This is a genomic window from Pedobacter boryungensis, from assembly GCF_013204825.1.
GTDB lineage: Bacteria > Bacteroidota > Bacteroidia > Sphingobacteriales > Sphingobacteriaceae > Pedobacter > Pedobacter boryungensis.
In genome coordinates this window covers 1,145,059-1,169,183 of sequence record NZ_JABMKV010000002.1, presented here as the reverse complement: position 1 = coordinate 1,169,183, position 24,125 = coordinate 1,145,059, and the positions used below count along the sequence as shown (strand labels likewise).

At 34.4% G+C, this 24,125-nt stretch carries 22 protein-coding genes; 10 read left to right on the top strand and 12 right to left on the bottom strand.

The features are described from left to right. Positions 1-2 precede the first annotated feature (2 nt). The 5 genes from HQN85_RS11910 to HQN85_RS11890 all read left to right on the top strand — a co-directional run bounded on the left by HQN85_RS11910 (position 3) and on the right by HQN85_RS11890 (position 2,999). A complete protein-coding gene (locus HQN85_RS11910) occupies positions 3-458 on the top strand; it encodes a hypothetical protein (RefSeq protein WP_173272416.1) in 456 nt (151 codons plus the stop codon). 128 nt (positions 459-586) lie between these two features. After that, positions 587-772, top strand: coding sequence for a hypothetical protein (locus HQN85_RS11905; RefSeq protein ID WP_173272413.1), 186 nt, complete (start codon positions 587-589; stop codon positions 770-772). A 5-nt stretch (positions 773-777) separates the two neighbouring features. Then, entirely contained in the window at positions 778-1,050 is a 273-nt protein-coding gene (locus HQN85_RS11900) for a hypothetical protein (RefSeq protein WP_173272411.1), read from the top strand. A 268-nt stretch (positions 1,051-1,318) separates the two neighbouring features. Continuing rightward, entirely contained in the window at positions 1,319-2,089 is a 771-nt protein-coding gene (locus tag HQN85_RS11895) for a hypothetical protein (RefSeq protein WP_173272409.1), read from the top strand. A 310-nt stretch (positions 2,090-2,399) separates the two neighbouring features. Next, a complete protein-coding gene (locus tag HQN85_RS11890; protein WP_173272407.1) occupies positions 2,400-2,999 on the top strand; it encodes a hypothetical protein in 600 nt (199 codons plus the stop codon). A gap of 229 nt (positions 3,000-3,228) precedes the next feature. Here HQN85_RS11890 and HQN85_RS15930 read toward each other — a convergent pair whose 3' ends face one another. The 5 genes from HQN85_RS15930 to HQN85_RS11870 all read right to left on the bottom strand — a co-directional run bounded on the left by HQN85_RS15930 (position 3,229) and on the right by HQN85_RS11870 (position 7,912). Continuing rightward, the gene (locus tag HQN85_RS15930; RefSeq protein ID WP_394353092.1) at positions 3,229-3,534 is read right to left on the bottom strand and encodes a DUF5763 domain-containing protein; all 306 of its coding nucleotides are present in this window, start codon (positions 3,532-3,534) and stop codon (positions 3,229-3,231) included. A gap of 280 nt (positions 3,535-3,814) precedes the next feature. After that, positions 3,815-4,537, bottom strand: coding sequence for an SDR family oxidoreductase (locus HQN85_RS11885; protein ID WP_173272405.1), 723 nt, complete (start codon positions 4,535-4,537; stop codon positions 3,815-3,817). Positions 4,538-4,606: 69 nt separating this feature from the next. Continuing rightward, positions 4,607-5,479, bottom strand: a complete 873-nt coding sequence (locus HQN85_RS11880) for an AraC family transcriptional regulator (RefSeq protein WP_173272403.1) — start codon at positions 5,477-5,479, stop codon at positions 4,607-4,609. Between the two features lie 147 nt (positions 5,480-5,626). Further along, entirely contained in the window at positions 5,627-6,106 is a 480-nt protein-coding gene (locus HQN85_RS11875; protein WP_173272401.1) for a hypothetical protein, read from the bottom strand. Positions 6,107-6,496: 390 nt separating this feature from the next. Beyond that, complete coding sequence (locus HQN85_RS11870) at positions 6,497-7,912, bottom strand: APC family permease (protein WP_173272399.1); 1,416 nt, start codon at positions 7,910-7,912, stop codon at positions 6,497-6,499. A gap of 315 nt (positions 7,913-8,227) precedes the next feature. Between HQN85_RS11870 and HQN85_RS11865 the strand changes: the two genes are divergently transcribed. From HQN85_RS11865 to HQN85_RS11855, 3 genes are all read left to right on the top strand, one after another. Further along, positions 8,228-10,519, top strand: coding sequence for a sodium-translocating pyrophosphatase (locus HQN85_RS11865; RefSeq protein ID WP_173272397.1), 2,292 nt, complete (start codon positions 8,228-8,230; stop codon positions 10,517-10,519). A 137-nt stretch (positions 10,520-10,656) separates the two neighbouring features. After that, positions 10,657-12,381: an amino acid permease gene (locus tag HQN85_RS11860; RefSeq protein WP_173272396.1), complete on the top strand. Its 1,725-nt coding sequence runs from the start codon at positions 10,657-10,659 to the stop codon at positions 12,379-12,381. A gap of 249 nt (positions 12,382-12,630) precedes the next feature. After that, positions 12,631-13,206, top strand: a complete 576-nt coding sequence (locus tag HQN85_RS11855; RefSeq protein WP_173272394.1) for a MarC family protein — start codon at positions 12,631-12,633, stop codon at positions 13,204-13,206. Between the two features lie 511 nt (positions 13,207-13,717). On the opposite strand, the gene HQN85_RS11850 is transcribed toward HQN85_RS11855, so the two are convergent. From HQN85_RS11850 to guaA, 3 genes are read right to left on the bottom strand one after another with little or no spacing between them, the layout of a single operon-like run. Next, entirely contained in the window at positions 13,718-14,881 is a 1,164-nt protein-coding gene (locus HQN85_RS11850) for an RsmB/NOP family class I SAM-dependent RNA methyltransferase (RefSeq protein ID WP_173272392.1), read from the bottom strand. 9 nt (positions 14,882-14,890) lie between these two features. Beyond that, positions 14,891-16,129, bottom strand: coding sequence for an ABC transporter substrate-binding protein (locus HQN85_RS11845; protein ID WP_173272390.1), 1,239 nt, complete (start codon positions 16,127-16,129; stop codon positions 14,891-14,893). Further along, on the bottom strand, positions 16,086-17,612 hold the full coding sequence (gene guaA, locus HQN85_RS11840) for a glutamine-hydrolyzing GMP synthase (RefSeq protein ID WP_173272388.1): 1,527 nt from the start codon (positions 17,610-17,612) through the stop codon (positions 16,086-16,088). The genes HQN85_RS11845 and guaA overlap by 44 nt, the downstream gene beginning before the upstream one ends. Before the next feature lie 162 nt (positions 17,613-17,774). Between guaA and HQN85_RS11835 the strand changes: the two genes are divergently transcribed. Further along, positions 17,775-18,203 carry a hypothetical protein gene (locus HQN85_RS11835; RefSeq protein ID WP_173272386.1) on the top strand — a complete coding sequence of 143 codons (429 nt, stop codon included), beginning with the start codon at positions 17,775-17,777 and terminating at the stop codon, positions 18,201-18,203. 20 nt (positions 18,204-18,223) lie between these two features. Here HQN85_RS11835 and HQN85_RS11830 read toward each other — a convergent pair whose 3' ends face one another. Both HQN85_RS11830 and HQN85_RS11825 read right to left on the bottom strand, forming a co-directional pair. Continuing rightward, the gene (locus tag HQN85_RS11830) at positions 18,224-18,685 is read right to left on the bottom strand and encodes a deoxycytidylate deaminase (RefSeq protein ID WP_173272384.1); all 462 of its coding nucleotides are present in this window, start codon (positions 18,683-18,685) and stop codon (positions 18,224-18,226) included. 222 nt (positions 18,686-18,907) lie between these two features. Then, positions 18,908-20,344 (bottom strand): MFS transporter, encoded by a 1,437-nt coding sequence (locus tag HQN85_RS11825; protein WP_173272382.1) that lies wholly within the window; start codon positions 20,342-20,344, stop codon positions 18,908-18,910. Positions 20,345-20,577: 233 nt separating this feature from the next. On the opposite strand from HQN85_RS11825, the gene HQN85_RS11820 reads away from it, so the two are divergent. Continuing rightward, positions 20,578-21,198: a LysE family translocator gene (locus HQN85_RS11820; RefSeq protein ID WP_173272380.1), complete on the top strand. Its 621-nt coding sequence runs from the start codon at positions 20,578-20,580 to the stop codon at positions 21,196-21,198. A 70-nt stretch (positions 21,199-21,268) separates the two neighbouring features. Here HQN85_RS11820 and HQN85_RS11815 read toward each other — a convergent pair whose 3' ends face one another. Continuing rightward, positions 21,269-23,170, bottom strand: coding sequence for an amidophosphoribosyltransferase (locus tag HQN85_RS11815; protein WP_173272377.1), 1,902 nt, complete (start codon positions 23,168-23,170; stop codon positions 21,269-21,271). 108 nt (positions 23,171-23,278) lie between these two features. Then, positions 23,279-24,112: a glutamate racemase gene (murI, locus tag HQN85_RS11810; protein WP_173272375.1), complete on the bottom strand. Its 834-nt coding sequence runs from the start codon at positions 24,110-24,112 to the stop codon at positions 23,279-23,281. Positions 24,113-24,125: the final 13 nt, after the last annotated feature.

The window sequence follows — 24,125 nt, the reverse complement described above, 5'->3', positions numbered from 1 at the left end:
TTATGACAAAATTATTTATTGTTGCTATACTTAGCATCTACACTATCTTAAATCTAAACGGTTCAACTAATCTTAAACTCAATTACCAAACTAATGAACAAACTGTACAGGATACATCTAAATATCTAGATTATTTTGTTAATAACAAGGCGAAATTTCAGCACAAAGAGTTAAAACACCTCCTAGCAAGATTGAAATTAACCATAAAATCATACACTCCTGTAAGAAACCTAAAAAAAGTAGGTGAAAGAAAGGGAATAATAATCTATTTTGAAAGCAAAGCATTAGTAAGCACTAAAATGGAAAAACAGATTACAGTAAAGGCAATGTATATTGAATTTGAAAAACCAGTTTCTTTATATACTGATGTAACCGATTTGTATAATAAAAGTAATGGAGAATGGTTACCCGCAGAAGCCGCCTTTTACGGAAAGCAGATTGTAAAGGATATAAATTAGCAAAATCAACTTCAAATAAATTTCAACTAATTCAAAAAGAAAAAAAGTCACTTTCATGGGTGGCTTTTTTCAAATTAATATAAGCCTACAAGTCGGTAATCTTAAATAGCAACCTTGCAACTAAAATTATGACAAAATTATTTATTGTTGCTATACTTAGCATCTACATTATCCTAAACTTGAAAAGTTCATTTAACTTAAAAGATAATTATCAAACTACTCAGCAAACTGTTCAGGATACCTCTAAGTATCTGAAAGATTATTTTGTAAATAAAAAGACAAAATTTCAGCATAGAGCGCTTAATACCTCCTAGCTAATTTGAAATTAAGAGTAAAATCATACGACTTTGTTAGAGGTAAAAAACTAGGTGAAATTCAAGGGATATTTATCTATTTTGAAGAAAAAACTTTAATAAACACGAAGTGGGAAAATAAAGTTAAGGTTAAAAAAGTTTATGTTGAATTTGAGAAACCAGTTTCATTATATACAGATGTAACGGATTTATATAAAAAAAGCAATGGAGAATGGCTGCCTGCAGAAGCAGCATTTTACGGAAAGCAGATTGTAAAGGATATAATTTCAGGGAATTAACATAGCCTTGAAATATAAAAGCTACTCAGATAGAGTAGCTTTACTTAGTATAACATGAAAAAACAAATCATACTTTTAATGTCTACAGTATGTTCAATAGAAACTTCTTCGCAAGAGCAAAATGTTAAAGAAATTAGTAGATGTTGAGTATCAAGTAAAATATAAACCTAGTCCAGTAGGAGATGTTACTCCGCCATCCGTAAGATCTCAGATGTTTAACTCCATCGGTAGTTGGGACATATATTTTGTTAAACAATAATTTTTCCAAATGAAGCAATATGTAATATGTTTTTTGTTTTCAATTTTAATTAGCTGTGGCATAAAGAACAAAAGACAAAACAAGATCAAAATATTAGAATTGACCTCAAGTGGTGAAGTTTATGCTATGAAAGACAAAGCTATTCGTAATATTAATAATTCATTTAAGATTGTATTCAAAAAAAATCTTAAAATATACGTTTGCCTTTACATCAAACTTCATTTGAAAAATATCTTAGATAAAAACGGGCAGGTGATTAATGATAAAGTTGTTGGAGCTGATACATTATATCGTTTTTTTGTTACAAGAAAGGGCGAAAAATATGGGTTGAAATATAATTTGGAGACATTTGAAACCGAAAAAGGTACTTATTTTTCAGTAGATAGTCTTTTATCTGACTTATTGATTGGTCCTGCTGATTTGAAACATTTTGATACTGATTTAGGTAAGCCTACTTATGTGCAAAAAAAAGGAAAGGTGATAGTGGAAGCATTTGCTGTACATCAATCCAATCTCGATACCATTTATCGTTACTATGATAGTGACCTAATGGACTTTGACTTTTCATTTTCCAAAAGATTAGATGAGCAGAAGAAAAGTAAACTATTTAAAACCATATTTGTTTTTAACTCCATTTCTAAAGGTTCAGGCATTTCCAACCCTGAAATACCAAGAACAGAAATATTTTATGAAATAAATAAAGTAAAGGATAAAAATGTAGAGAAATATGAGAAAATATTTAACAAATATGAAAAAGAGGTGCTTGATTCAAAATTATAGAGCAAACCGACAGCATCTCTTTAATTAGATAGATTAGTGATGTTAAGTTTATATCTCAGATAAAGTTCAAATAATATACCCAATAAAGCCACTCAGATAGAGTGGCTTTACTTAGTATAACAATGAAAAAACTAATCATACTTTTAATGTTTACTTTATGTTCAATAGGAACTTATTCACAAAAGCCAAATGTTAAAGAAATTAGTAGAGTTTCTGTAATAAATTTTACATCATACGGCTTCTCTTTTGAATCTGGTAAAATTTTCGAAGTAAAAATAGCATTGATATTGCTTATTATAAGGATCATATAATGTATAAAACTACAGTTATAACGAGCAACGCAGAAGGCACTTCTCTAAATACTGACATATATCTTGATGATACAACTGGAGTTAAATCATATCAGTATTATTTTTTTAAAAAAGGAGAAAACGATGGCTTGATGCTATCCACATCCAACAAGTGGAAAGTTTTCAACCATGATGATTTTCTAAAGTTTAATGGATTAAACTTCAATGATTACGCTTTCTTTAAACTAGATTTAGGGAAACCAGATAAAATAGAGATAAATCCAAAAACAAAAGAAATTGAAATCGAGAAATTTGAAAACAAACTTAAAGGAGAACAAGAACCCGACTCTCTTTATCGCTATTATAGCAAAGAAATTTCTGATATTAATTTTTCTTTCAATCCTGAATTTGATGCAAAGGCACACAGTAAGCTATATAAAATTGGAGTAATTCATTATTCAACTCCAAAAAGTGCAATTAAGTCTCCTGATCGGCAGAGAAGAGAAACATACTGGAAGATTGAAAGATTAAATCCAAAGGATTCTGATGCTTTCTTAAAGTTATTCGACAGGTTTATTGTTGAGAAGGAGAGAATTAATAATACTAAGTCTAAAAAATAAACTTAAACTCTTTATTTTAGTAACTCCACTGTATTTGAGTGGAGTTATTTTAGATTACATAAGGATACAATTAATTTGAGTGTCTTTCAGTTTAAACAACATGAAAAAACTAATACCTAGGTCTTTTTTGCAAGTGTTTTTGTCCACATAAACTAGCAATTTTCATATGTCTTTTATAAGATGTAAGCACTTTCTTGTTAATAGTATTTACTACTTCTAACACCCATTTCTACTTCCCATGTTGCCAGCAATACCCATTACTGTTAGCGCTTCTTTTACACCTCGCTCCTTTTTTGGTGAGTGCTTTACATTGTCCAACATAGACACTTGTTTTATTTGCGGAACTTTTGTCGGAAGTTAAGGTATTTGGCTTCGTTGTTTTAGCCTTGGCACAAATGCCACAAGTGCCACCGTTGTTACAGTATTTACAACCCGAACAATTAGAACAGGCTTTGCATGGTGAGTTTCCATAACAGGTAGCTACTGTTCCGCTAAAATGGAGGGTACTGGTTTTGCTTGGTGGTGCACTAAACAATAGCAAGCTACTGATGCAGAGGAGGAGAAACGTTTTCAATATTTGGTTTTTGAGGGTTAATTTGTTTAAACTTACGATTTAATTTGTTGATTTACAACGAGTAAAAATAATTGTATGTTTATTTCTCTATACTACAGCTTTCCTTACCTCTTGATAGCCGAGTGTAGATTAACCCTTATTGATTTTTCCTTTAATCTTGATGGATACAAAGGTTAACTTAAGTTTCAACCAGTGCAGGTAAATCTTCTGATGGAAACTGATAATTAACAGTTTGTTGTTTTTACCAAGGCATTTCTCCATCTTCACTAAAGAATTTACCACTTTCTTCTTCATTATCAATGGTTGCATATTTTACAATTACCTTTGCAGATTGATCTGGTGTTTTTTCGCCACGATATTGATTAAAATCTGTAGCAGTGTGCCCTGGGTTTACTGTGTTTACTTTTATATTCGTTTCTTTAAGTACGTAGGCTAACATAATAGTATAGCCATTTAGTGCTGTTTTAGAAATGCTATAACCTGCCGATTTAAAATGGTAAAATTTCCAAGCGGGGTCATTATGAAGTGTGAGCGATGAAAGATCGCTTGTAACATTGACTATTCTTCCTCCTTCGGATCTTTCTAATAAAGGAATAAATTCTTGAGTTACTTGTATCGTTCCGAAAAAATTCGTGTCGAAAATTCGCCTAAGCTCGTCAACCGAAGTTGTAGCCGCCGGTTGTGGAACTATTCCCAAAATACCTGCATTATTTACTAAAATATCAAGTCTATCTGATGTTGTTTCAATCAGTTTTTTAGCTTCTACAATAGTGTCTATTTTGGTCACGTCTATTTCTAGCACTGCCGTTTTTGTTAGCCCCAATTCGTGAAGTTGAATAACAGCTCGTTGGCCTAAAATTTTGTCTCTACAACCTATGTACACAAAGTGTCCGAGCTGTGCTAACTGTTTTGCAGTTTCAAAACCAATACCTCTATTTGCTCCTGTAACTAAAGCGATCTTCATAGTTCTAATTTTTTTAAGTGGTGAACCAAAAGTCGCTATCCTATTTTTAAATGAGTTGGTCAATTCTCTTTAATTGCCCGACAAATCCTTAACCTGTTCTACAAATTCGGTAATGCTTTTTCCGGTATTCTTTTTAAAGAGTTTTGAAAAATAATCCGGATCTGAAAAACCTAGTTCATAAGCTAATTCTTTTACCGATGTTTCTGAATAGTATAACTTCCTTTGTGCTTCTAAAACTAAACGATTGGTGATAAATTCTTTGGGTGATACGCCAGCGTAATTTTTTACGATGTAGTATAAACTGTTGCTTGTTAAGGCTAATTTTTCGGCAATTGCCTGAATACTATAATGTGCGGTTAGTTCGGTTTCAACGATGGATTTAAATTGAACAAACTTTGAAATACTACTTTTTGTTGAACTATCTTGTTTGGTGTTTTCAAAATATGCTTGATTAAATTCGGTTAGCAATGTATTAAGGTTTGCAAGTACCAAATCGGTATTGTTATTTTTTAGTTGAAGAAGTTGCGACAACATTTCGAAAATGGTTTCTACTCGTTGTTTTGCTTCTTGGTTAACTTTGATAATCTGTGTATTGAGTGGGTTGATTAAAAACAAGAATGGTTTTGGCAGCAATGATAAGCAGGTTTTATCAAAACTTAATTTAAAGCATTCTACATCGGTTTGCTTTGTTGGTAATACATGAATTTGGTGTGGTAAAACAAAAAGCAATTGCCCGCCTTCAATAGTTGTTTCCTGCAAGTCAATCGAATGGGTGGCTTGTCCTTTGGTAATAAACATGAAAAAATAATGCGCTTTTCTGTGCGGTTTTAGCAGTTGTTGATAAACTTCCTCTGGCAATTGCCCACTAGTATTCGTACTCACTCTAATTGCCAATTGGTGGTGCTGAGTTAGGCTTTGAAGTATATCTTTCGTATTTGTCATTTTACAGTGTATCTTTTACCAATTACTGCCATCTTTTGTGCTAGTTATTAGAGTTAACTTTGTAGTGTGCTTAACTTCGTTCTATAAGACGCTAAATGTTTTTGAGGGACAAATATCTATGTATTTGTTTAGTAGAAAAACTGCTTTTTAGCTTAGTGCTTGTATATAGTTTTCAATTTTGTCTATTATATCCACATTCGGTGATACAAGTTGTCCCCAACCGTCAGACGCACTATCAGGGATAGCCATTTCTAATGTCCACTTAAAATTATCAAGCGCCTTATATCTTGAAAATTCGTTTAGGTCTGTTGCTTTAAATTTGATGCTGTCCCCTTCATGAAAAATCGCATAACAACCTTGTGTGTCCCAAATATTTAGTAATGAAATAAAGTCTGCATTGCTAATTTGAAAATCCGCTAAAAACTGCTTCAGTTTTGGTTCAATTATTCCATCATTGTTCTTCATTAGAATTTTTAATGAATTTGGGTTTCTATAATGTCTGTAATTCTCTATGGTTACATGCTTAGCACCCAAAGTTGCTGCAAATTGTATAATAGCAATGGGACATTCAAAAATGTCAATGGCAAAGTACTTGTCTAAAATCTTGGTTCGTTTATAAGTAATCATTCTTTATTTATTCTATATAGTGGTAGAATTATATCTCGCACCGAATATCAGTCTGTATGAGGCATATCTTGTCTTGTTTATCTTGAAAAGTTATCTGCTTTTAGGTTTGGTTTAATAACATGCAAGATATAATAATTTTAGAACCAGTACTCAAGCTTGCATCATCCATTGATAACCGATGGAATAAGTTGTTATTCGTACTATCAATACGAAAGGAAATGATACTTTTTATCATGCTGAGCTTGTCGAAGCACAAAAAGATTGGACAGTATATCAGGGCTTACTTTACTGTACTTGCTTTTCGAATTATTTAGAACATGAAAAAGGAGCAAATAATTGCTCCTTTGTAACGATATGACTTAATCAAACTAATGTTTTAATCATTTAATCCTAATCCGTTTTGTTTTTTGTAAAGTAATATACTGGGATCCCGATTAACATGATTACTACGCCCCAACCGCAAGTGCTTGTTTTGGTAATTAATAGTCCGATAGAGATAGCTGATGCTGCCAGAATATATAAGAATGGTAATACTGGATATCCGAAAGCTTTGTAAGGACGTTCTGCATTTGGCATTTTCTTTCTTAAGATAAAGATTCCATAAATGGTTAGGATATAAAATATCAATACAATGATGATCACAAAATCTAGCAAGGCACCATATTTGCCTGTCAAACATAATAACGATGCCCAAATCCCCTGCGCCCATAAAGCCCATGCTGGCACATTAAATTTGTTTAAGTGACTTGCTTTTTGAAAGAACAGACCATCTTTTGCCATGGTGTAATATACCCTTGCACCTGCCATAATTAAACCGTTGTTACAAGCAAATGTAGACACCATAATCATTACAGCAATAATAATGGTACCCGTATTACCAAAAATATATTGTGCGGCAACAATAGCAACACGATCTGATGGCGCATGTGCAATTTCGTCGATAGGTACAACAGCTACATACATTAAGTTGGCTAAAATGTAAATGATACTTACAATCAGCGTTCCTAAGAATAAACTTAAACCTACATTACGTTGTGGGTTTCTAATTTCACCAGCAATAAAGGTTACACCATTCCAGGCATCGCTACTAAATAGAGAACCTACCATAGCAGCCACAATGCCCGACATTAAAGCTCCTCCACTAATACTTACCCAAGCATTTGAATCTGCATTGAACATTTTAGAATCCCAAGCATTGGCCCAATTAGCATTCCAAATCTCTGCTTTAGCTGCCAAAGCAAAACCAAATATTATTAAGCCAAATAGTGAAAGTATTTTAATAATAGTTAAGAAGGTTTGCAACATCTTGCCATTTTTCACTCCTCTACTATTAATAAAGGTTAAAATTACAATGGTAACGATCGAAACCAATTGTGCTGCATTTAATTGAAATGAGCCTACCTCGTATAGGATATTTTTATCGCTTAAGGGTTCGTACAAATAGGCGGCGAATTTAGAAAAGGCCACCCCTACTGCTGCAATTGTTCCGGTTTGGATCACGGCGAAGAAGCTCCATCCGTATAAAAACGCAATTAGTTTATTGTAGGCTTCTTTTAAATACACATACTGACCACCAGCTTTTGGAAACATAGCGCTTAATTCGCCATAACTTACGGCTGCAATCATGGTGATGACAGCGGTTAATACCCAAATTAAAATTAACCAGCCTGCAGACCCTACATAGCGGGTCATTTCTGAGCTTACAATAAATATCCCTGAGCCAATCATTGAGCCTACCACAAGCATTGTGCCGTCAAATAGGCCGAGTTCCCTCTTAAAAGATCCTTCTTCTTTTTGGTTGTCCATTAGTTTTTAGTTTTTAAATGGGATCATGAGCGAATAACTTCATGATAAGTTCCACTAGTTTATAAGTTTGGTTTAGTTAGGGCTAATATATATGAAATAAAATAGAATAAAAATAGTGAGGAACGATGATGACTTGACATTATTGCTTAAAAAGAAAAAATGTTAACAATCATTTTCATAAAAATTTGGTTATTAGCTAAACACGCTTATTTTTGCAAACCATGTATTATTTTTATTTCATCTGTTTATTTATTTTTAACAAGTGAGATAAGGACAAAGAATCTTAACTAAACAACCAACATATAAAATTTAACTATGGATTTTCTACAAAACAATTTAATTTATTCCATCCCTCTATTGGGCCTAATCGGTATTCTGGTTATGGCTGTGAAAAGTGCGTGGGTAAACAAACAAGATGCAGGTGAGGCAAATATGCAAGAACTTGCTGGCTACATTGCCGATGGTGCAATGGCCTTTTTAAAAGCAGAATGGAAAGTATTAAGCATCTTTGTTGCTTTTACTGCTGTTATTTTAGCGTACTCGGGTACTATACATGAAGTAAATGGTGTAGCCATGCACTCTAGCTGGATTATTGCTGTTGCTTTTATTATAGGTGCCGTTTTTTCTGCAACTGCAGGATACATTGGCATGAAAGCCGCTACAAAAGCAAACGTGCGTACTACACAAGCGGCTAGAACCAGTTTAAAACAAGCGCTAAAAGTAAGTTTTACAGGTGGTACAGTAATGGGACTTGGTGTTGCTGGTTTAGCAGTATTGGGTTTAGGTGGTTTATTTATTGTTTTCTTACAGATCTTCCATGTAATTGCACCTAACAGCGTTGAAATGAAAACTGCCATTGAAGTGTTAACAGGTTTCTCTTTAGGTGCTGAATCTATCGCTTTATTTGCTCGTGTAGGCGGGGGTATTTATACTAAAGCTGCCGATGTAGGCGCTGACTTAGTGGGTAAAGTTGAGGCTGGTATTCCAGAAGATGATGTGCGTAACCCTGCAACAATTGCAGATAACGTGGGTGATAACGTGGGTGATGTGGCTGGTATGGGTGCCGATTTATTTGGTTCTTATGTAGCTACTATTTTAGCTACCATGGTTTTGGGACAAGAGATTGTTGTTGAAAAATTAAATGGAATCTATACAGATGGTTTAGGTGGTTTCTCTCCTGTTTTATTGCCAATGGTAATTTGCGGATTGGGAATTATATTTTCTATTGTAGGTACTTGGTTTGTTCGCATTAAAGGCGAAAATTCTAATGTACAAACTGCTTTAAACTTAGGTAACTGGGGTTCTATTGTATTAACAGGTATTGCTTCTTTCTTTATTGTGAAAGCAATGTTGCCAGCTACCTTACATTTAAGAGGTGTAGATTTTAGTAGCATCGATGTATTTTGGGCAATTATTGTGGGTTTAGTAGTAGGTACTTTAATGAGCATCATTACCGAATACTATACTGCAATGGGTAAAGGTCCGGTTAATTCAATTATTCAACAATCAGGTACTGGTCACGCTACCAATATTATTGGTGGTTTATCGGTAGGAATGAAATCTACGGTTGCGCCAATTTTGGTGTTAGCAGGTGGTATTATTTGTTCCTATTCATTTGCGGGATTATATGGAGTGGCAATTGCCGCAGCGGGTATGATGGCCACGACTGCAATGCAGTTAGCAATTGATGCATTTGGTCCGATTGCAGATAATGCAGGTGGTATTGCTGAAATGAGTCAGTTACCTCCAGAAGTACGTGAACGTACTGATAACTTAGATGCAGTGGGTAATACAACCGCAGCAACAGGTAAAGGATTTGCGATTGCTTCTGCTGCTTTAACTTCCTTAGCTTTATTTGCTGCTTTTGTGGGTGTTGCTGGTATTTCAGCAATCGATATTTACAAAGCGCCGGTATTAGCTGGTTTGTTTGTTGGTGCTATGATTCCTTTCATCTTCTCGGCATTGTGTATTGCAGCAGTAGGTAAAGCCGCAATGGATATGGTACAAGAGGTTCGTCGTCAATTCCGTGAAATTCCAGGTATTATGGAGTACAAAGCGAAACCAGAATATGAAAAATGCGTTGCGATTTCTACCAAAGCATCCATCAGAGAAATGATGTTACCAGGAGCAATTGCTTTATTGGTTCCAATATTGGTTGGTTTTGGATTTAAAGGTGTTTTCCCTGCGGTCAGCTCTGCTGAGATATTAGGTGGTTTATTAGCTGGTGTTACGGTATCAGGTGTGTTGATGGGTATCTTCCAATCAAACGCTGGTGGTGCTTGGGACAATGCAAAAAAATCATTCGAAAAAGGAGTATCAATTAATGGCGAAATGCATTACAAAAAATCAGAGCCACACAAGGCTTCTGTAACTGGTGATACAGTTGGTGATCCATTTAAAGATACTTCAGGTCCATCAATGAATATCTTGATCAAATTAATGTCTATCGTTTCTTTGGTAATTGCACCTTATATCGCAATCAACGCATCAAGCGCAGCACCAATGGAAATTAGAAAAGAAATTCAAGTAAGAAAAACGGTGGATTCTTTGGGTAATATAAAAGTAGATACCTTAAAAAATAACATTGATACACTAAGTCGTCCTTAGTTTACGCATAATTGTTACCAAATAAAGGGGGTTTGAATAAAAATCCCCTTTATTTTTACCTAATTTTTATTTAGGTTTGAAACTAATTTTAATAAAACTGAAAACTTTATCGAAACACTTTAACTAAACCTTAAACTATGAATTTTAGAAAGTCGATTGACTTACTTACAAAAGAAGCAGAAGAGAGCGGAGAAGGCACACTGAAGCGGACCCTTGGCCCGGTAAATCTGGTAGCTTTGGGTATTGGTGCTATTATTGGTGCTGGTTTATTCTCTATTACTGGTTCTGCGGCAGCAAATAATGCTGGTCCTGCAATTACCATTTCATTTGTTATTGCAGCTATTGGTTGTGCTTTTGCTGGTTTATGCTATGCAGAGTTCGCATCAATGATCCCAGTTGCTGGTAGTGCGTATACGTACTCTTATGCTACCATGGGCGAATTTATCGCTTGGATTATTGGATGGGATTTGGTACTTGAATATGCTGTTGGTGCCGCTACAGTTGCGATTAGCTGGAGCAGGTATCTTGTCAAATTCCTCGATTACTTTAATGTACATCTACCCGCACAGGTCGTAATGTCGCCATTTGACACTGCAGTATTGGCTGACGGCACAACGGTATCAGGTATGTTTAACCTACCAGCTGTATTTATTGTGGTATTAATGTCTTTAATCCTAATTAAAGGAACTAAAGAATCTGCAATGATCAACGGCTTAATTGTAGGTGTTAAAGTTGTAATTGTATTAATTTTCATCTTCTTAGGATGGAAATATATCAATGCAGATAACTATTCTCCTTACTTTATTCCTGCTGATAAACCTGGTCATGAAGGGTTCTTCACTAATGGATGGGGTGGTGTAATTAGAGCTGCTGCAATTGTATTTTTTGCTTATATCGGTTTTGATGCCGTTTCTACTGCAGCGCAGGAAGCTAAAAATCCTAAAAAAGATATGCCAATTGGTATTTTAGTTTCTCTATTCATTTGTACTATTCTTTATATCTTATTTGCTCACGTAATGACGGGTGTTGCTAACTACGACTTATTTAAAGGTCAGGATGGTATTGCTCCAGTTGCGGTTGCAATTGATAACATGGGTATGAAAAATGCTGCTGGTGTTGTAACTCCTGCATATCCTTGGTTAAACAAAGCAATTATTCTAGCTATTCTAGGTGGTTATGCTTCAGTAATCATGGTAATGTTAATGGGTCAATCAAGAGTATTCTTCTCAATGAGTAAAGATGGATTAATTCCTAAAGTATTCTCTAGCGTACATAATAAATTCGGCACACCATCAAAAAGCAATTTATTGTTTATGGTATTTGTGAGTTTGTTCGCTGCTTTTGTTCCGGCTCGTGTGGTTGGTGAAATGACAAGTATTGGTACCTTATTCGCATTTATCTTAGTATGTATTGGTGTGGTAATTTTAAGAAAACGTATGCCAGAATTGCCTAGAGCATTTAAAGTTCCTTTGGTACCACTTATTCCAATTTTAGGTGTATTGGTATGTTTAGGTATGATGGTATTCTTACCATTAGATACTTGGGTACGTTTATTGGTATGGATGATTATTGGTATTAACATCTACTTATTCTACGGTATCAAAAACAGTGCATTATCTGATAATAAAGTTGCAACCTTAGTAAAAAGCAATAAAGTAGTATCTTATGTAGGTTTAATTTTAGCTGCATTATTAATTATTGTAGCAGTGTTACACCACCATTTATCATTGCAAGCAATGGAAACGGATGCAACGGTTAAAGCTGATGTAGGTTTATACTACTTCTCTTTAGTTTTTGCGGTAGTGCATGTATTAATTTACGGCTATAGAATTGCCACTGCGAAAAATATCCAAGCGAGATAAAAAATAGCTAATCCTTATTGGAGCCATCTCATTAAATTGAGGTGGCTTTTTTTGTTTTTATACAATTCATACATTAACCTTCAACTATTTTTTTGATAAAAAATGATTGTTTTGTAGGTTATTGCATCGCTAAATCGTCATTGCTTCGTGCCTCGCAATGACGGCAACTCCAATAAAAACAATTATTATAATCCAACTCAGATTAATATCTAAACATAACTCTTACATTTGTTTCAAACCATCACGATTATGGAACATTTACAATTCGATTTCAGTCAAATTCTATCTACTACAATGGTACTTTTTGCCATTATCGATATTTTAGGATCTATTCCTATTGTAATTGAATTGCGTAAAAAGGCTGGACATATTCAATCTGAAAAGGCGGCTATTGTAGCTACAGCATTAATGATTGTCTTCTTATTTGCGGGCAAAACCCTATTAAGCATTATTGGTGTAGATGTTCAATCTTTTGCGATTGCGGGATCTTTTGTAATTTTTGCCCTAGCTATGGAAATGGTTTTAGGCTTAACTATCTTTAAAGAAGAAGCCCCAGAAACGGTATCTATTGTGCCTCTCGCTTTCCCATTAATTGCAGGTGCAGGAACCATGACTACTTTACTTTCCCTGAAAACAGAGTATGCCACTCAGAATATTATTGTAGGTATTATCTTAAATATGATCTTCGTTTACTTTGTATTAAAGAATACAGATAAATTAGAAAAGCTTTTCGGCAAAACCGGATTAAACATCCTTAGGAAGGCTTTTGGCATTATTCTATTGGCTATTGCCATCAAATTATTTAGAACTAATACAGGTTTGTAATTATTAAACTTTTCTCGTCACTCCAAATTCATTTTTGGGTCTTTATAATAGAGCGATGCTGGATTAGAAGAAATGAACCCTTTCTATCAAACGTAAATAACAATCCGTCCTTTCGACTGGAGCACAGCGAAATGGAGAAACCTTTGAACCTATATTTATTGAAAAGTTAAAAGATTTAGCTTCGCTGAGCACAACGTGGTTCTCGGCTACGCTCGAAAGGACGATAAAGCCAAATGTTTTTTAGTAAAAAAGTATTTCACTGAATTGCATATTCTCAAAAAAAAATGAGACTAACGAATTCAGGTTGACGAGAAAAGTTATAATTATGTTTACCTAGAACTATTTGGGTTTGTAACAAATATTTAGTATATTAGTCTTATAGTAGTAGTGCATTTGTAATGAACAGTTTTGAGCAATTTACGGTTATCATTGGCGCAATAGCCATTCTTTTTGAAGCCATAAGGCATTTGAAAGAGAAGCTTAAACATTGGCATCACTAGCTAATTGTTTATTACTGCTTTATCAATCGAGCAACAAACATACTATCCGCATTATCTGTATAGCCTTTTAGTAATTCCATTTTCTCTAGTTTCAAATCAAGATTCTCTACTAGATACTTAACTACATCTTCATTTTCTGCCTTAAAGACAGAGCAGGTCATATAAATTAAGGGCTTATCTTTTTTAAGATACTTTACTATATTTGCTGCAATTGCTTTCTGCAGCTTTACATAATTCTCGATTTTATAGTTTTCGAAGTAATACAACATTTCTGGTGTACGCCTCCAAGTTCCAGAACCCGAACAAGGAGCATCTAACAAAATGCCATCAAACTCGTAATGGTGTAAAATCTGATCGTTATTTTGCAACAAGTCAATAACTTTTAAATGGTATTTTTTAATTCCAGAGAGCTGGAAACGTTCTTGCAGGTTTGCCAAACTATTCTCTCTTACATCACTTACTAAAAGTTCTAAATTAGGTTCTAAGCTATGCAATAGCAATGATTTTCCGCCAGATGCAGCACAGCAATCCCACCAGTAATCATATTTCTTAGGCTCATAATACGCACCTGTTTGTTGTGATGATAAATCTTGAATTTGGTATAATCTAGGATCGTTAATTACCTGCTCTAGTTTTGTTCCGTTAGGTAAAGCTAAAGTTGTTGAAGAAATCTCTTTAACTGGAACATCATTCGTTGTTAATTGATTAACCACAGCTTGAATGTGCGTTTCCTTAACCCTGATAAATAAATCTGGCTGTACAAAAAACGCTGGATAAAAGTCATCTTTATTAATTCCTTTTGAAAGTTCAGCCTTAAAAGGGAAAACGTCTTCTAACTTAAATGCCGGGTAATGCTTTTGAATTAAGGCTATTTTGTCGTTAACCGATTTAGAAATGAATTCTTCTAGGTTTGGAAGGTAGGTTGAAACAACCAGGCTTGTGGTATAGTGACATAAAAAATCAGCAATAGCTAACCTTTCTAAATCATTGAGTTTACTTAATGCCTTGCCCAATCTAAAAAAGCTATACACATAACGAGCTGCCCATCTCCTATCAGAGGAGCCCATTTGCTTGTTTTGCTTAAAATAGGTAAATAAGTGTCGATGCAGTGGCAATACCCCATCGTAACTTTTTAACACCTGTTCAAATGCCCTTACCTGATGTTCTACCCTCATATTTGTTTATTATTCAACTATGTTCAAATTAAGATTTTTATACTGCACTAGCATTAAATCTTTGTTAACATATCCATACTGCGGATTAAAACCAAACTCGAATGAATTATGCAAACCCTTATATTTTTCTTTAGTTAAATAGTCAAGGTAATCTGCGCCATGTTTTGCTAATAGCTTGCCAAAATAAAATCCTATATCAAATCCTTTAAAAGAATATTCACTTGGTTCGAAGTTAAATTGAGCACGATACTTCTTAATGAAATTAATTACTGCCGAACTTTTATAATCGATCTTATAAGAGGTACTGATGATGGTATTTAAGCCTTGTAATTGATCTAAGTTATATGTTTGTTTTATCCAATTTGGATGACCAAAAAGGCTAATATCATAGCCAACCGTTTTTAGGTTCTTTAACTTATACAATTTATCAATGCTGGGTTTTACAAAAGACATTTCTGATGAGCAAACTACTACAGCATATCGCTTCCCTTTAATCATTCTAGTTTCAAAGGCATAAGCTGATGTAAATTCTTGCACAATAAATGATGGATACTTCGATTTAAACTGATTTTTGATGGGTGTAGCAAACTGTTCATCAGTTGTTTTCTTTGGATTAATTAAAACCACAATCGAATTGCTGCTTTGGTAATGATCTGCTATATAGTCGGCTATCTTAGCCCCATGTTGATCTATATTATTTACAATGGAAATCAGTTTTGGATTGGCAAAGTCGCTCGGTTTTGAAGCTGCTAATGGCGAAACGATTGCTAAATCATTTGCAATTGCATAGTTGGTCATGTACTTTACTCCCTCTGGGAAAACCGGACCAATAAGAAGGTTACTATTTTTTAGACTTCCCTTTTTTTGAAGAATGGATAATTGACTATTATCATCTCTTGTATCAAAAACATTCAATTTAAAATTGAGGCCTAAAGCCGCAGCAGAATCTATTCCAAGCTTCAAACCTTGATAAAAATCGATAGCCATATCAGCTCTTTGCACTTGAGCTTTCGTAGCTGTCCCTAAATTAATTTGATTTAGCTTGAAAGGAATTAATACCGATATATCGGCTTCAGTAAATCTCTTTACCGGTTTTTCAACTTTTACAACTGGTGGGGTCTCTTTATTTGGTTTACTTACACTAGTGTTTACTTTTGGTGAACAAGAGGCGATTAGGCAAACACTAAAGATGATCAACCAAATTTTATTCCCACTCAATAGTTGCTGGCGGTTTCGAACTAATATCATATACAACTCGGTTAATTCCTTTTACTTTATTAATAATTTCATTAGAAATCTTTGCGAGCACGTTATAAGGTAAATGGCACCAATCTGCAGTCATTCCATCTACCGATTCTACTGCACGAAGACAGATTACATTTTCGTAGGTTCGCTCATCGCCCATTACTCCAACAGATTGCACTGGAAGGAAAATAGCACCGGCTTGCCATACTTTATCATATAACCCAGCTTCCTTTAAATTGTTTATATAAATAGCATCTGCTTCTTGCAAAATTGCAACTTTCTCTGGAGTTACATCTCCTAAAATTCTAATTGCTAAGCCTGGACCAGGGAAAGGATGACGGCCTAAAATAAATCCTTCAATACCTAAGGTCTTTCCTACTCTTCTTACTTCGTCTTTAAACAAGGTGTTTAATGGTTCGACTACCTTTAATTTCATAAAATCAGGCAAACCACCCACATTATGGTGAGATTTAATGGTGGCTGATGGCCCTTTTACAGAAACTGATTCAATAATATCTGGATAAATTGTTCCTTGTGCTAACCAAACTACATCTTGTACTTCGTGTGCCGCATCATCAAATACCTCTATAAATACTCGACCAATCGCTTTACGTTTTAATTCTGGATCTTTTACTCCCGCTAACTGACTTAAAAATCTGTCTTTCGCGTCAATGCCTTTAATGTTTAAGCCCATGTGTTTGTATTGCTCTAACACACTCTCAAACTCATCTTTTCTCAATAAGCCATTATCTACAAAAATACAGTGCAAGTTTTTACCAATTGCTTTATGAAGTAATATCGCGGCAACACTCGAATCAACTCCGCCAGATAAACCCAAAACTACTTTATCATTACCCAATTTGGCTTTAAGTTCTGCAATGGTTGTTTCAACAAATGCATCTGCTGTCCAATCTTGTGAGCAACCACAAATATCTACTAAGAAATTCTCTAATAATACCTTACCATCTGTACTGTGTGTAACTTCTGGGTGAAATTGGATAGCATAGGTATTAGTACCTTTTACTTGATAACCCGCTACTTCTACTTCTGATGTACTAGCAATAATTTCGAAATTCTCAGGTACATTTTTAATCGTGTCGCCATGACTCATCCAAACTTGAGAATCGATGTTAATACCTTTAAATAACTTGTTGGCATTATTTACAAAGCTCAAATTTGCTCTACCATATTCTCTTGTATTTGATGCTTGAACATCTCCTCCACTTTGTTGTGCTATAAACTGAGCGCCATAACAAACTGCTAACAATGGATAGACTGTAAATGTAGATAAATCAACAAATGGTGCATCTTCTTGACGAACAGAATAAGGGCTACCTGATAAAATAACTCCTTTTACAGTAGAATCTAACTCAGGAATATGATTAAATGGATGGATTTCGCAGTATACATTAAGTTCGCGAACGCGACGTGCTATAAGCTGTGTAAACTGAGATCCAAAATCGAGAATGATGATTTTTTCTAGCATGCGCAAAGGTAACGTTTTACCCTGAAAGGGCAAAGGAATTATGGTTGTAGTATAGGGTTTAAATAGTATATATTTATAGAAAAGATATAAAAATTGTAGCTTTATTAAATAAAGGAATTTCCCTAAGTTAATAGCTTATCAAAAAACAAAAAGAATGAATTAATGAAACGATTATTATACTTATTACTATTTATACCTCTAGCGACATTTGCCCAAAAATATATTCCTAAAGCAAACTGTATCGTTATCGTCAACAAAAATACCGCATATGCAAATTTTACGGATGTAAGGTTATTATTGACAAAAATGAATATCAAAATTACAGATTTAGATAAGGATAGATTTCAGATTAAAACAGATACCATTCAAATTAATGACCAAGCAACTGCATACTTTGATTTTGATTGTAGGGACGATAAAATTACAATAAGTGGCAAATGGAAATCAAATACCGAAAAAACCAGATATTTAAGAATTGAAAGTACGGGGACTATAGATAGTATGGATAAGTTTGCTTTTGAAAAAATGAACGAGCTTGCAAAGAAATTTGGAACAATTCTTAAATACGAATTTTCTAAATATTTAGAATAGCTGCGAACTCAAAACCAAACCTACCCCTCTATGGAATGTTGCATTACCTTAACGCCAAAACGGATTAAGAAATCTACACCTTCATCACTTGCTAAACCTTTGTAAGCTGCATAAGAATCTTTAAAGTAAACCTTCTTAATTCCTGAAGATAAAATTAATCGGGCACAAGCAATACAAGGCGAAAGTGTTGTATACAGGGTTGATCCTTCTATTTTAGAACCATTTTTAATCGCATACAAAATTGCATTCTCTTCTGCGTGTAAAGCTAAAGAACAACTTCCTTTACTGTCTCTTGCACAACCAGTTTCTGGCCATTCTTCGTCGCAGTTATGTGTGCCTGCTGGCGGACCATTATAACCGATAGAAATAATACGTGTATCTTTTGTTAAAACTGCACCAACATGTGCTCGTACACAATGCGAACGAGTAGCCAAATCTGATGCCAGATTCATAAATATTTCGTTGAAAGCTTGTTTTGCCATTTTTGTAAATTAAAAAGCGCTCCGATAAATACCAGAGCGCTTTCAAAATTAGTGTTTTTTCTTTAAATGGTAAGGCTAATTTATTTCTGCAATTGCCTTAATTTATTTCCTAAAGCCTGCCTTATTCCAATTAATCGCAAAAATATAATATATAGGTAAACTAAATTAATGACAAAAAAAAGCCCCGATATAATCGGGACTCTAAATAAAATATATTTCGGTTTAATGTCCGCCAGAAATCTTCTCATCAAAGTTAATACCTTGCGCTTTTAATATTCCGCTCACTTTCCAAGCATAAAATGCTAAATAAGCAAAACATAAAATACCTACAATGTAACTATATTGAATACCAATAGCTGGAATTTGTGAAACGTAACCTTGTAACCAGCTCACAATACCGCCTCCCATAATCATCATAATTAAATAACTACTTCCTTGACTTGTGTGTTTACCCAACCCACTTACTGCAAGTGTGAAGATACACGGCCATAAAGTACTACAGAATAAACCTACACTTGTAAAGGCATAAACACTTACCATTCCAGTAGTGAACATTCCAATTAACAAAGCCAAAATACCAATACCAGAGAAAATCAATAACATTCTGGCAGGATTTCCTTTACTGATAAAATCAGCAATGATTAATACTAAAATGATTAATGCATATACATAAAATGGTTGCAAATCATGACCAAACGCAGCATTAACTCCTAAGAATATGGCGAAAGCTAAATAAGGTGCTATAAATCTTAAGATTTTTTGGGTGCTTACATTGTCTGTAAAAGCCTCAACTGCACCAGTCCATCTACCAATCATCATACTTGCCCAATATAGAGAAATGTATGGAGCGATATCTTTAATAGCGAAACCTAAATCTTTTTCCATGTAAGCAGGTAAATTACTTGCTGTTGAAACTTCAACACCTACATAAACAAAAATACCAATCATACCCAACAACAATTGTGGATATTTTAAAGCAGATCCTTTCACAGAAGCATCGTCTAACTTGGCCTCCACTAAAGCTGGTTTATCTGGAAGTGGAGATAATTTCAAAAATAGTGCTACAGCTAAAAATGCAGCTCCTAAACATAAATAAGGAATTTTCACACTTTCAATACTCACATCATTTGTTGCGCTCGAGATAGATCCGAAAATAGCGAAACTAACAATTAGTGGCCCTATAGTAGTTCCTAAGTTATTTATTCCTCCTGCTAGGGTTAAACGTTGTGAACCTGTTTTAATTGGCCCCAAAGCAATAGCAAGTGGGTTTGCAACAGTTTGTTGCAATGAAAAACCAAGAGCTACGATGAATAAACCTGAAAGCATTAAAGGGAACGAACCTATATTTGCCGCTGGGTAAAATAATAAGGTTCCCACCGCAGATATGGTAAGCCCTAAGGCTAAGCTGTTTTTGTAACCAATCGTATTAATTAAATCTTTTTTCATTAAGCCCGAAATACCGACATAGATTAATGAACCTACCGTATAAGCCACATAAAATGCAATAGACACTAACTGGCTTTCACTTTGTGATAAATCAAATGCTTTTTTAAATACCGGAATTAAGATGTCATTACTGGCTGCTACGAAGCCCCAAAAAAAGAATACCGTAACTAAGGGAATGAACTGCCCCCATTTGGTTTGTGAATTTTGTTCCATACTAGGATTTAGAGTTTAAGTAAGTCTAATTTTAAATTTAGTTTGTTAAACATAAATAAAATTTATTGCTTACTAAAGTGTAATTTTTACACAGTTGATATTTGATACTTTTAATAAGTAATAAGGTTGTTATAATTGAGTGATTGAAAAAAATTAAATAAAAAATCAAACCAAAAAATGGATAGATTTTAGCTCGAAAAGTCGCATATTAGCATAAATAATATATTAGGCTAATGTTTGAAGCGATTTTATTGGGCATGGGAGCTGGGCTAATTTCCTCATTCTTAACTGGTCCTGTTTTTTTTGCAATGATTAAGACCAGCATAGAAAAAGGGTTTAAAGCCGGATTTTCATTAGCGCTGGGTGTAATCATCAGCGATGTTATTTTAATCGGGCTGGTGCTGTATGGCAGTCAGTTCTTGGTATATCAAGAAAGTTTTGACAAATATGTTGGCATAATAGGTGGTTTGTTTTTATTTGCCGTTGGTATTTACTATTTGTACTCCAAAGTTTCTATTAATTACGAAAACAACGCACTAATTAAAGTAAGCAAGCGTGGATATCTACTCAAAGGATTTTTAATGTGCATTTTGACTCCTTCCACCCTTATGTTTTGGATTATTGTGAGCGGGATTATTTCTGCAAAGTTAAATTCACTCGATGAGAAACTGTTCTGTTTCTTTATTGCCATGTCTACACAATTAACTATAGATGGCTTGAAAAGTTATTACTCTAGTAAATTACGCTACCGTATAAAGGAAGATTCATTAAAGAAGCTAAACAAGATTGCAGGGATTATCATTATTGCCTTTGCGATATGGCTGATCTATAAAACCTATCACAAGTATTACTAGTGTGTACTAAAATACAAAAGGCGAAAACTTAAGTTTTCGCCTTTTTCCTGCTGATATATTTTAAGAGTAGTTAATATGCTCTTTGGTTGTTTCCTTCTTTCCAGTTTACAAATGCCTTATTTACTACTTTATTGCCACCAGGCGTAGGATAATTTCCTGAGAAATACCAATCACCAGTATGATCTGGACAAGCAAGATGTAAGTTATGTAAAGTTTGATAAATTACTTCTACCTCTGCAACTGTGCCTTGTGGAGTAATAATTTTAGCAATCTGATCTGAAATTTCTTGTTGTTGAAATGGTCTGTAAATTTCTTTCACATGATTTACTATTTCTTCTTTAGGCAACAATAGCGAAGCTTTACATTTCTCGTAAACTTCTTCAATAATATGTTCCATTCCTCTTTGCTTAAGCAATTGAATTGCGGCATCAAACGCAACAAACTGTCCCATTTTAGACATATCAATTCCATAACAATCTGGATAACGTATTTGTGGCGCAGAAGAAACAATAACGATTTTTTTAGGATGTAGCCTATCTATTATCTTAATGATACTTTGCTTTAAAGTTGTACCTCTAACAATAGAATCGTCAACGGCCACTAAGGTATCAGTATGATTTTTTATTACGCCGTATGTAGTATCATAAACGTGAGCTACCATTTCTCCTCTATCTGCATCTTGCGTAATAAAAGTTCGAAGCTTCACATCTTTAATCGCTAATTTCTCTACCCTTGGCGACATAGATAGTAATTCATCTAATTCTGTATCGCTTAAGTTTTCTTTGCGATTTAACAGTGTATCCTTCTGAATTTCTCTTACATGCTGGTGTAAACCTTCTACCATTCCGTAAAACGAAACCTCAGCGGTATTAGGAATAAAAGAGAATACAGTATTCTTCAAGTCATTATTTACCGAAGACAAAACCTGAGGAATTAATAAATCACCCAATTTTTTGCGCTCTTTATAAATATCTGCATCGCTTCCTCTTGAGAAATAAATACGTTCGAATGAACATGCTCTTTTTTCTACAGGTTCACGATACATCTCCTGGGTAACTGTGCCATCTTTTTTAACAATCAATGCATGTCCAGGCTCAATTTCTTTTACTTGTTTAATTTGTACATTAAACGCCGTTTGTATAGCTGGTCTTTCAGAAGCAGCCACAACAATTTCATCATCTGCGTAATAAAATGCGGGACGAATGCCTGAAGGATCTCTTAAAACGAATGCATCGCCATTACCAACAATACCAGAAATAGTATAGCCGCCATCCCAATCTTTCGCAGAGCGACGTAGAATGTTAGCTATATTTAAGTTTTCAGAAATTTTATGAGTAATCTCTACATTACTCAATCCATCCTTTTTGTATTCATCAAACAATTCTTGATTTTCATCATCTAAAAAATGACCGATTTTTTCAAGAACCGTAACTGTATCGGCCTTTTCTTTTGGATGCTGACCCAATTCGTATAATTGCTCCAATAACTCATCAACATTAGTCATGTTAAAATTACCTGCAATCACTAGATTTCTAGTCATCCAATTATTTTGACGCAAGAAAGGATGGCAATTTTCGATGCTGTTTTTACCATGAGTACCATAACGCAAGTGACCTAATAAAACTTCACCAATAAAACTTACATTTTGTTTTAGGTATTCGGTGTCTTTCATCAGTTCTGGTGTCTCATTCTGAATATCTACAAACTTATTTTGTACATATCCAAAAATATCAGCAACTGCATTTTGAGCCATAGAACGGTAACGGCTAATATAGCGACTACCAGGTTTCATGTCCAATTTAATAGTTGCAATACCTGCTCCATCCTGCCCACGATTGTGCTGCTTTTCCATCAATAAATATAATTTATTGAGGCCGTAAAGTGCTGTACCGTATTTTTCTTGGTAATATGAGAGAGGTTTTAACAAGCGGATAAAGGCTATCCCGCATTCGTGTTTGATCTGATCGCTCATTGAGTGTGATTGAGCTGCAAATTTACCCTTTTAAAATTTTAAAACCTAACGAGAAATATATTGATTCTTAAAATACTGATCATCTGAATGTTAATTTTTACGCCATGATTAATGGTTCGCAATCATTTTCTGAGCTTCGATTTCTTCTCCTAAAAATACTGAGGCATGGGCATTAAAAGTGTTAATATCCCCAGATGTATAAAATGTTTTTTTAGCTTGTTTGGCTACTTTTTGCTCTATTTCTGGGTGTCTTTCGAGATAATCGGCTAAACTATTCGCCACAATTTCTCCTTGAGAAAGCACTTGAATTTGCTTTGGAAGTTGTTCTTTAATTTTTGGTATTAATAATGGATAATGCGTACAAGCAAGCAAAATACAATCTATATCTGGGGATTTCTCCAACAATTGTTGAACGTACTTCTTTACGAAGAAATCTGCTCCTTCTCCTAAATGTTCGCCGTTCTCTATAATGGGCACCCACATTGGACAGCTTTGTTGGTGTACTTTTAATGTAGGAAAGAAATGACTAATCTCTATTGGATAAGAATTTGAATTAATAGTTCCTCGGGTTCCCATCACACCAATATTTTGGGTTTTAGTAAAATCCCCTATAATTTCTGCGGTTGGTCTTATTACACCTAAAACTCTATGATTTGGATATCTCTTAGGCAAATCTAATTGCTGAATACTTCTTAATGCTTTTGCTGAAGCAGTGTTACATGCTAAAATAACTAATGGACAGCCGTGTTCAAAAAGCCATTCTACACATTCTAAAGTATATTGGTAAACGGTCTCGAAAGAATGATCACCATAGGGAGAACGAGCATTGTCACCAAGATAAATATAGTTATACTGTGGAAGTTTTTCGGCAATAGATTTGAACACGGTTAATCCGCCAAAACCCGAATCAAAAACCCCAATTGAAGAAACTTTATTATCCATTGCAAAAAAAAGC

Excerpts from the sequence above, each read along its gene's own strand:
- HQN85_RS11845 (WP_173272390.1), bottom strand. The coding sequence starts at position 16,129 with ATGATATTAGTTCGAAACCGCCAGCAACTATTGAGTGGGAATAAAATT.
- HQN85_RS11890 (WP_173272407.1), top strand. The coding sequence starts at position 2,400 with ATGTATAAAACTACAGTTATAACGAGCAACGCAGAAGGCACTTCTCTA.
- HQN85_RS11885 (WP_173272405.1), bottom strand. The coding sequence starts at position 4,537 with ATGAAGATCGCTTTAGTTACAGGAGCAAATAGAGGTATTGGTTTTGAA.
- HQN85_RS11865 (WP_173272397.1), top strand. The coding sequence starts at position 8,228 with ATGGATTTTCTACAAAACAATTTAATTTATTCCATCCCTCTATTGGGC.
- HQN85_RS11835 (WP_173272386.1), top strand. The coding sequence starts at position 17,775 with ATGAAACGATTATTATACTTATTACTATTTATACCTCTAGCGACATTT.
- HQN85_RS11825 (WP_173272382.1), bottom strand. The coding sequence starts at position 20,344 with ATGGAACAAAATTCACAAACCAAATGGGGGCAGTTCATTCCCTTAGTT.
- HQN85_RS11880 (WP_173272403.1), bottom strand. The coding sequence starts at position 5,479 with ATGACAAATACGAAAGATATACTTCAAAGCCTAACTCAGCACCACCAA.
- HQN85_RS11910 (WP_173272416.1), top strand. The coding sequence starts at position 3 with ATGACAAAATTATTTATTGTTGCTATACTTAGCATCTACACTATCTTA.
- guaA (WP_173272388.1), bottom strand. The coding sequence starts at position 17,612 with ATGCTAGAAAAAATCATCATTCTCGATTTTGGATCTCAGTTTACACAG.
- HQN85_RS11820 (WP_173272380.1), top strand. The coding sequence starts at position 20,578 with ATGTTTGAAGCGATTTTATTGGGCATGGGAGCTGGGCTAATTTCCTCA.
- HQN85_RS11895 (WP_173272409.1), top strand. The coding sequence starts at position 1,319 with ATGAAGCAATATGTAATATGTTTTTTGTTTTCAATTTTAATTAGCTGT.
- HQN85_RS11860 (WP_173272396.1), top strand. The coding sequence starts at position 10,657 with ATGAATTTTAGAAAGTCGATTGACTTACTTACAAAAGAAGCAGAAGAG.
- murI (WP_173272375.1), bottom strand. The coding sequence starts at position 24,112 with ATGGATAATAAAGTTTCTTCAATTGGGGTTTTTGATTCGGGTTTTGGC.
- HQN85_RS11850 (WP_173272392.1), bottom strand. The coding sequence starts at position 14,881 with ATGAGGGTAGAACATCAGGTAAGGGCATTTGAACAGGTGTTAAAAAGT.
- HQN85_RS11870 (WP_173272399.1), bottom strand. The coding sequence starts at position 7,912 with ATGGACAACCAAAAAGAAGAAGGATCTTTTAAGAGGGAACTCGGCCTA.
- HQN85_RS11855 (WP_173272394.1), top strand. The coding sequence starts at position 12,631 with ATGGAACATTTACAATTCGATTTCAGTCAAATTCTATCTACTACAATG.
- HQN85_RS11830 (WP_173272384.1), bottom strand. The coding sequence starts at position 18,685 with ATGGCAAAACAAGCTTTCAACGAAATATTTATGAATCTGGCATCAGAT.
- HQN85_RS11905 (WP_173272413.1), top strand. The coding sequence starts at position 587 with ATGACAAAATTATTTATTGTTGCTATACTTAGCATCTACATTATCCTA.
- HQN85_RS11875 (WP_173272401.1), bottom strand. The coding sequence starts at position 6,106 with ATGATTACTTATAAACGAACCAAGATTTTAGACAAGTACTTTGCCATT.
- HQN85_RS11815 (WP_173272377.1), bottom strand. The coding sequence starts at position 23,170 with ATGAGCGATCAGATCAAACACGAATGCGGGATAGCCTTTATCCGCTTG.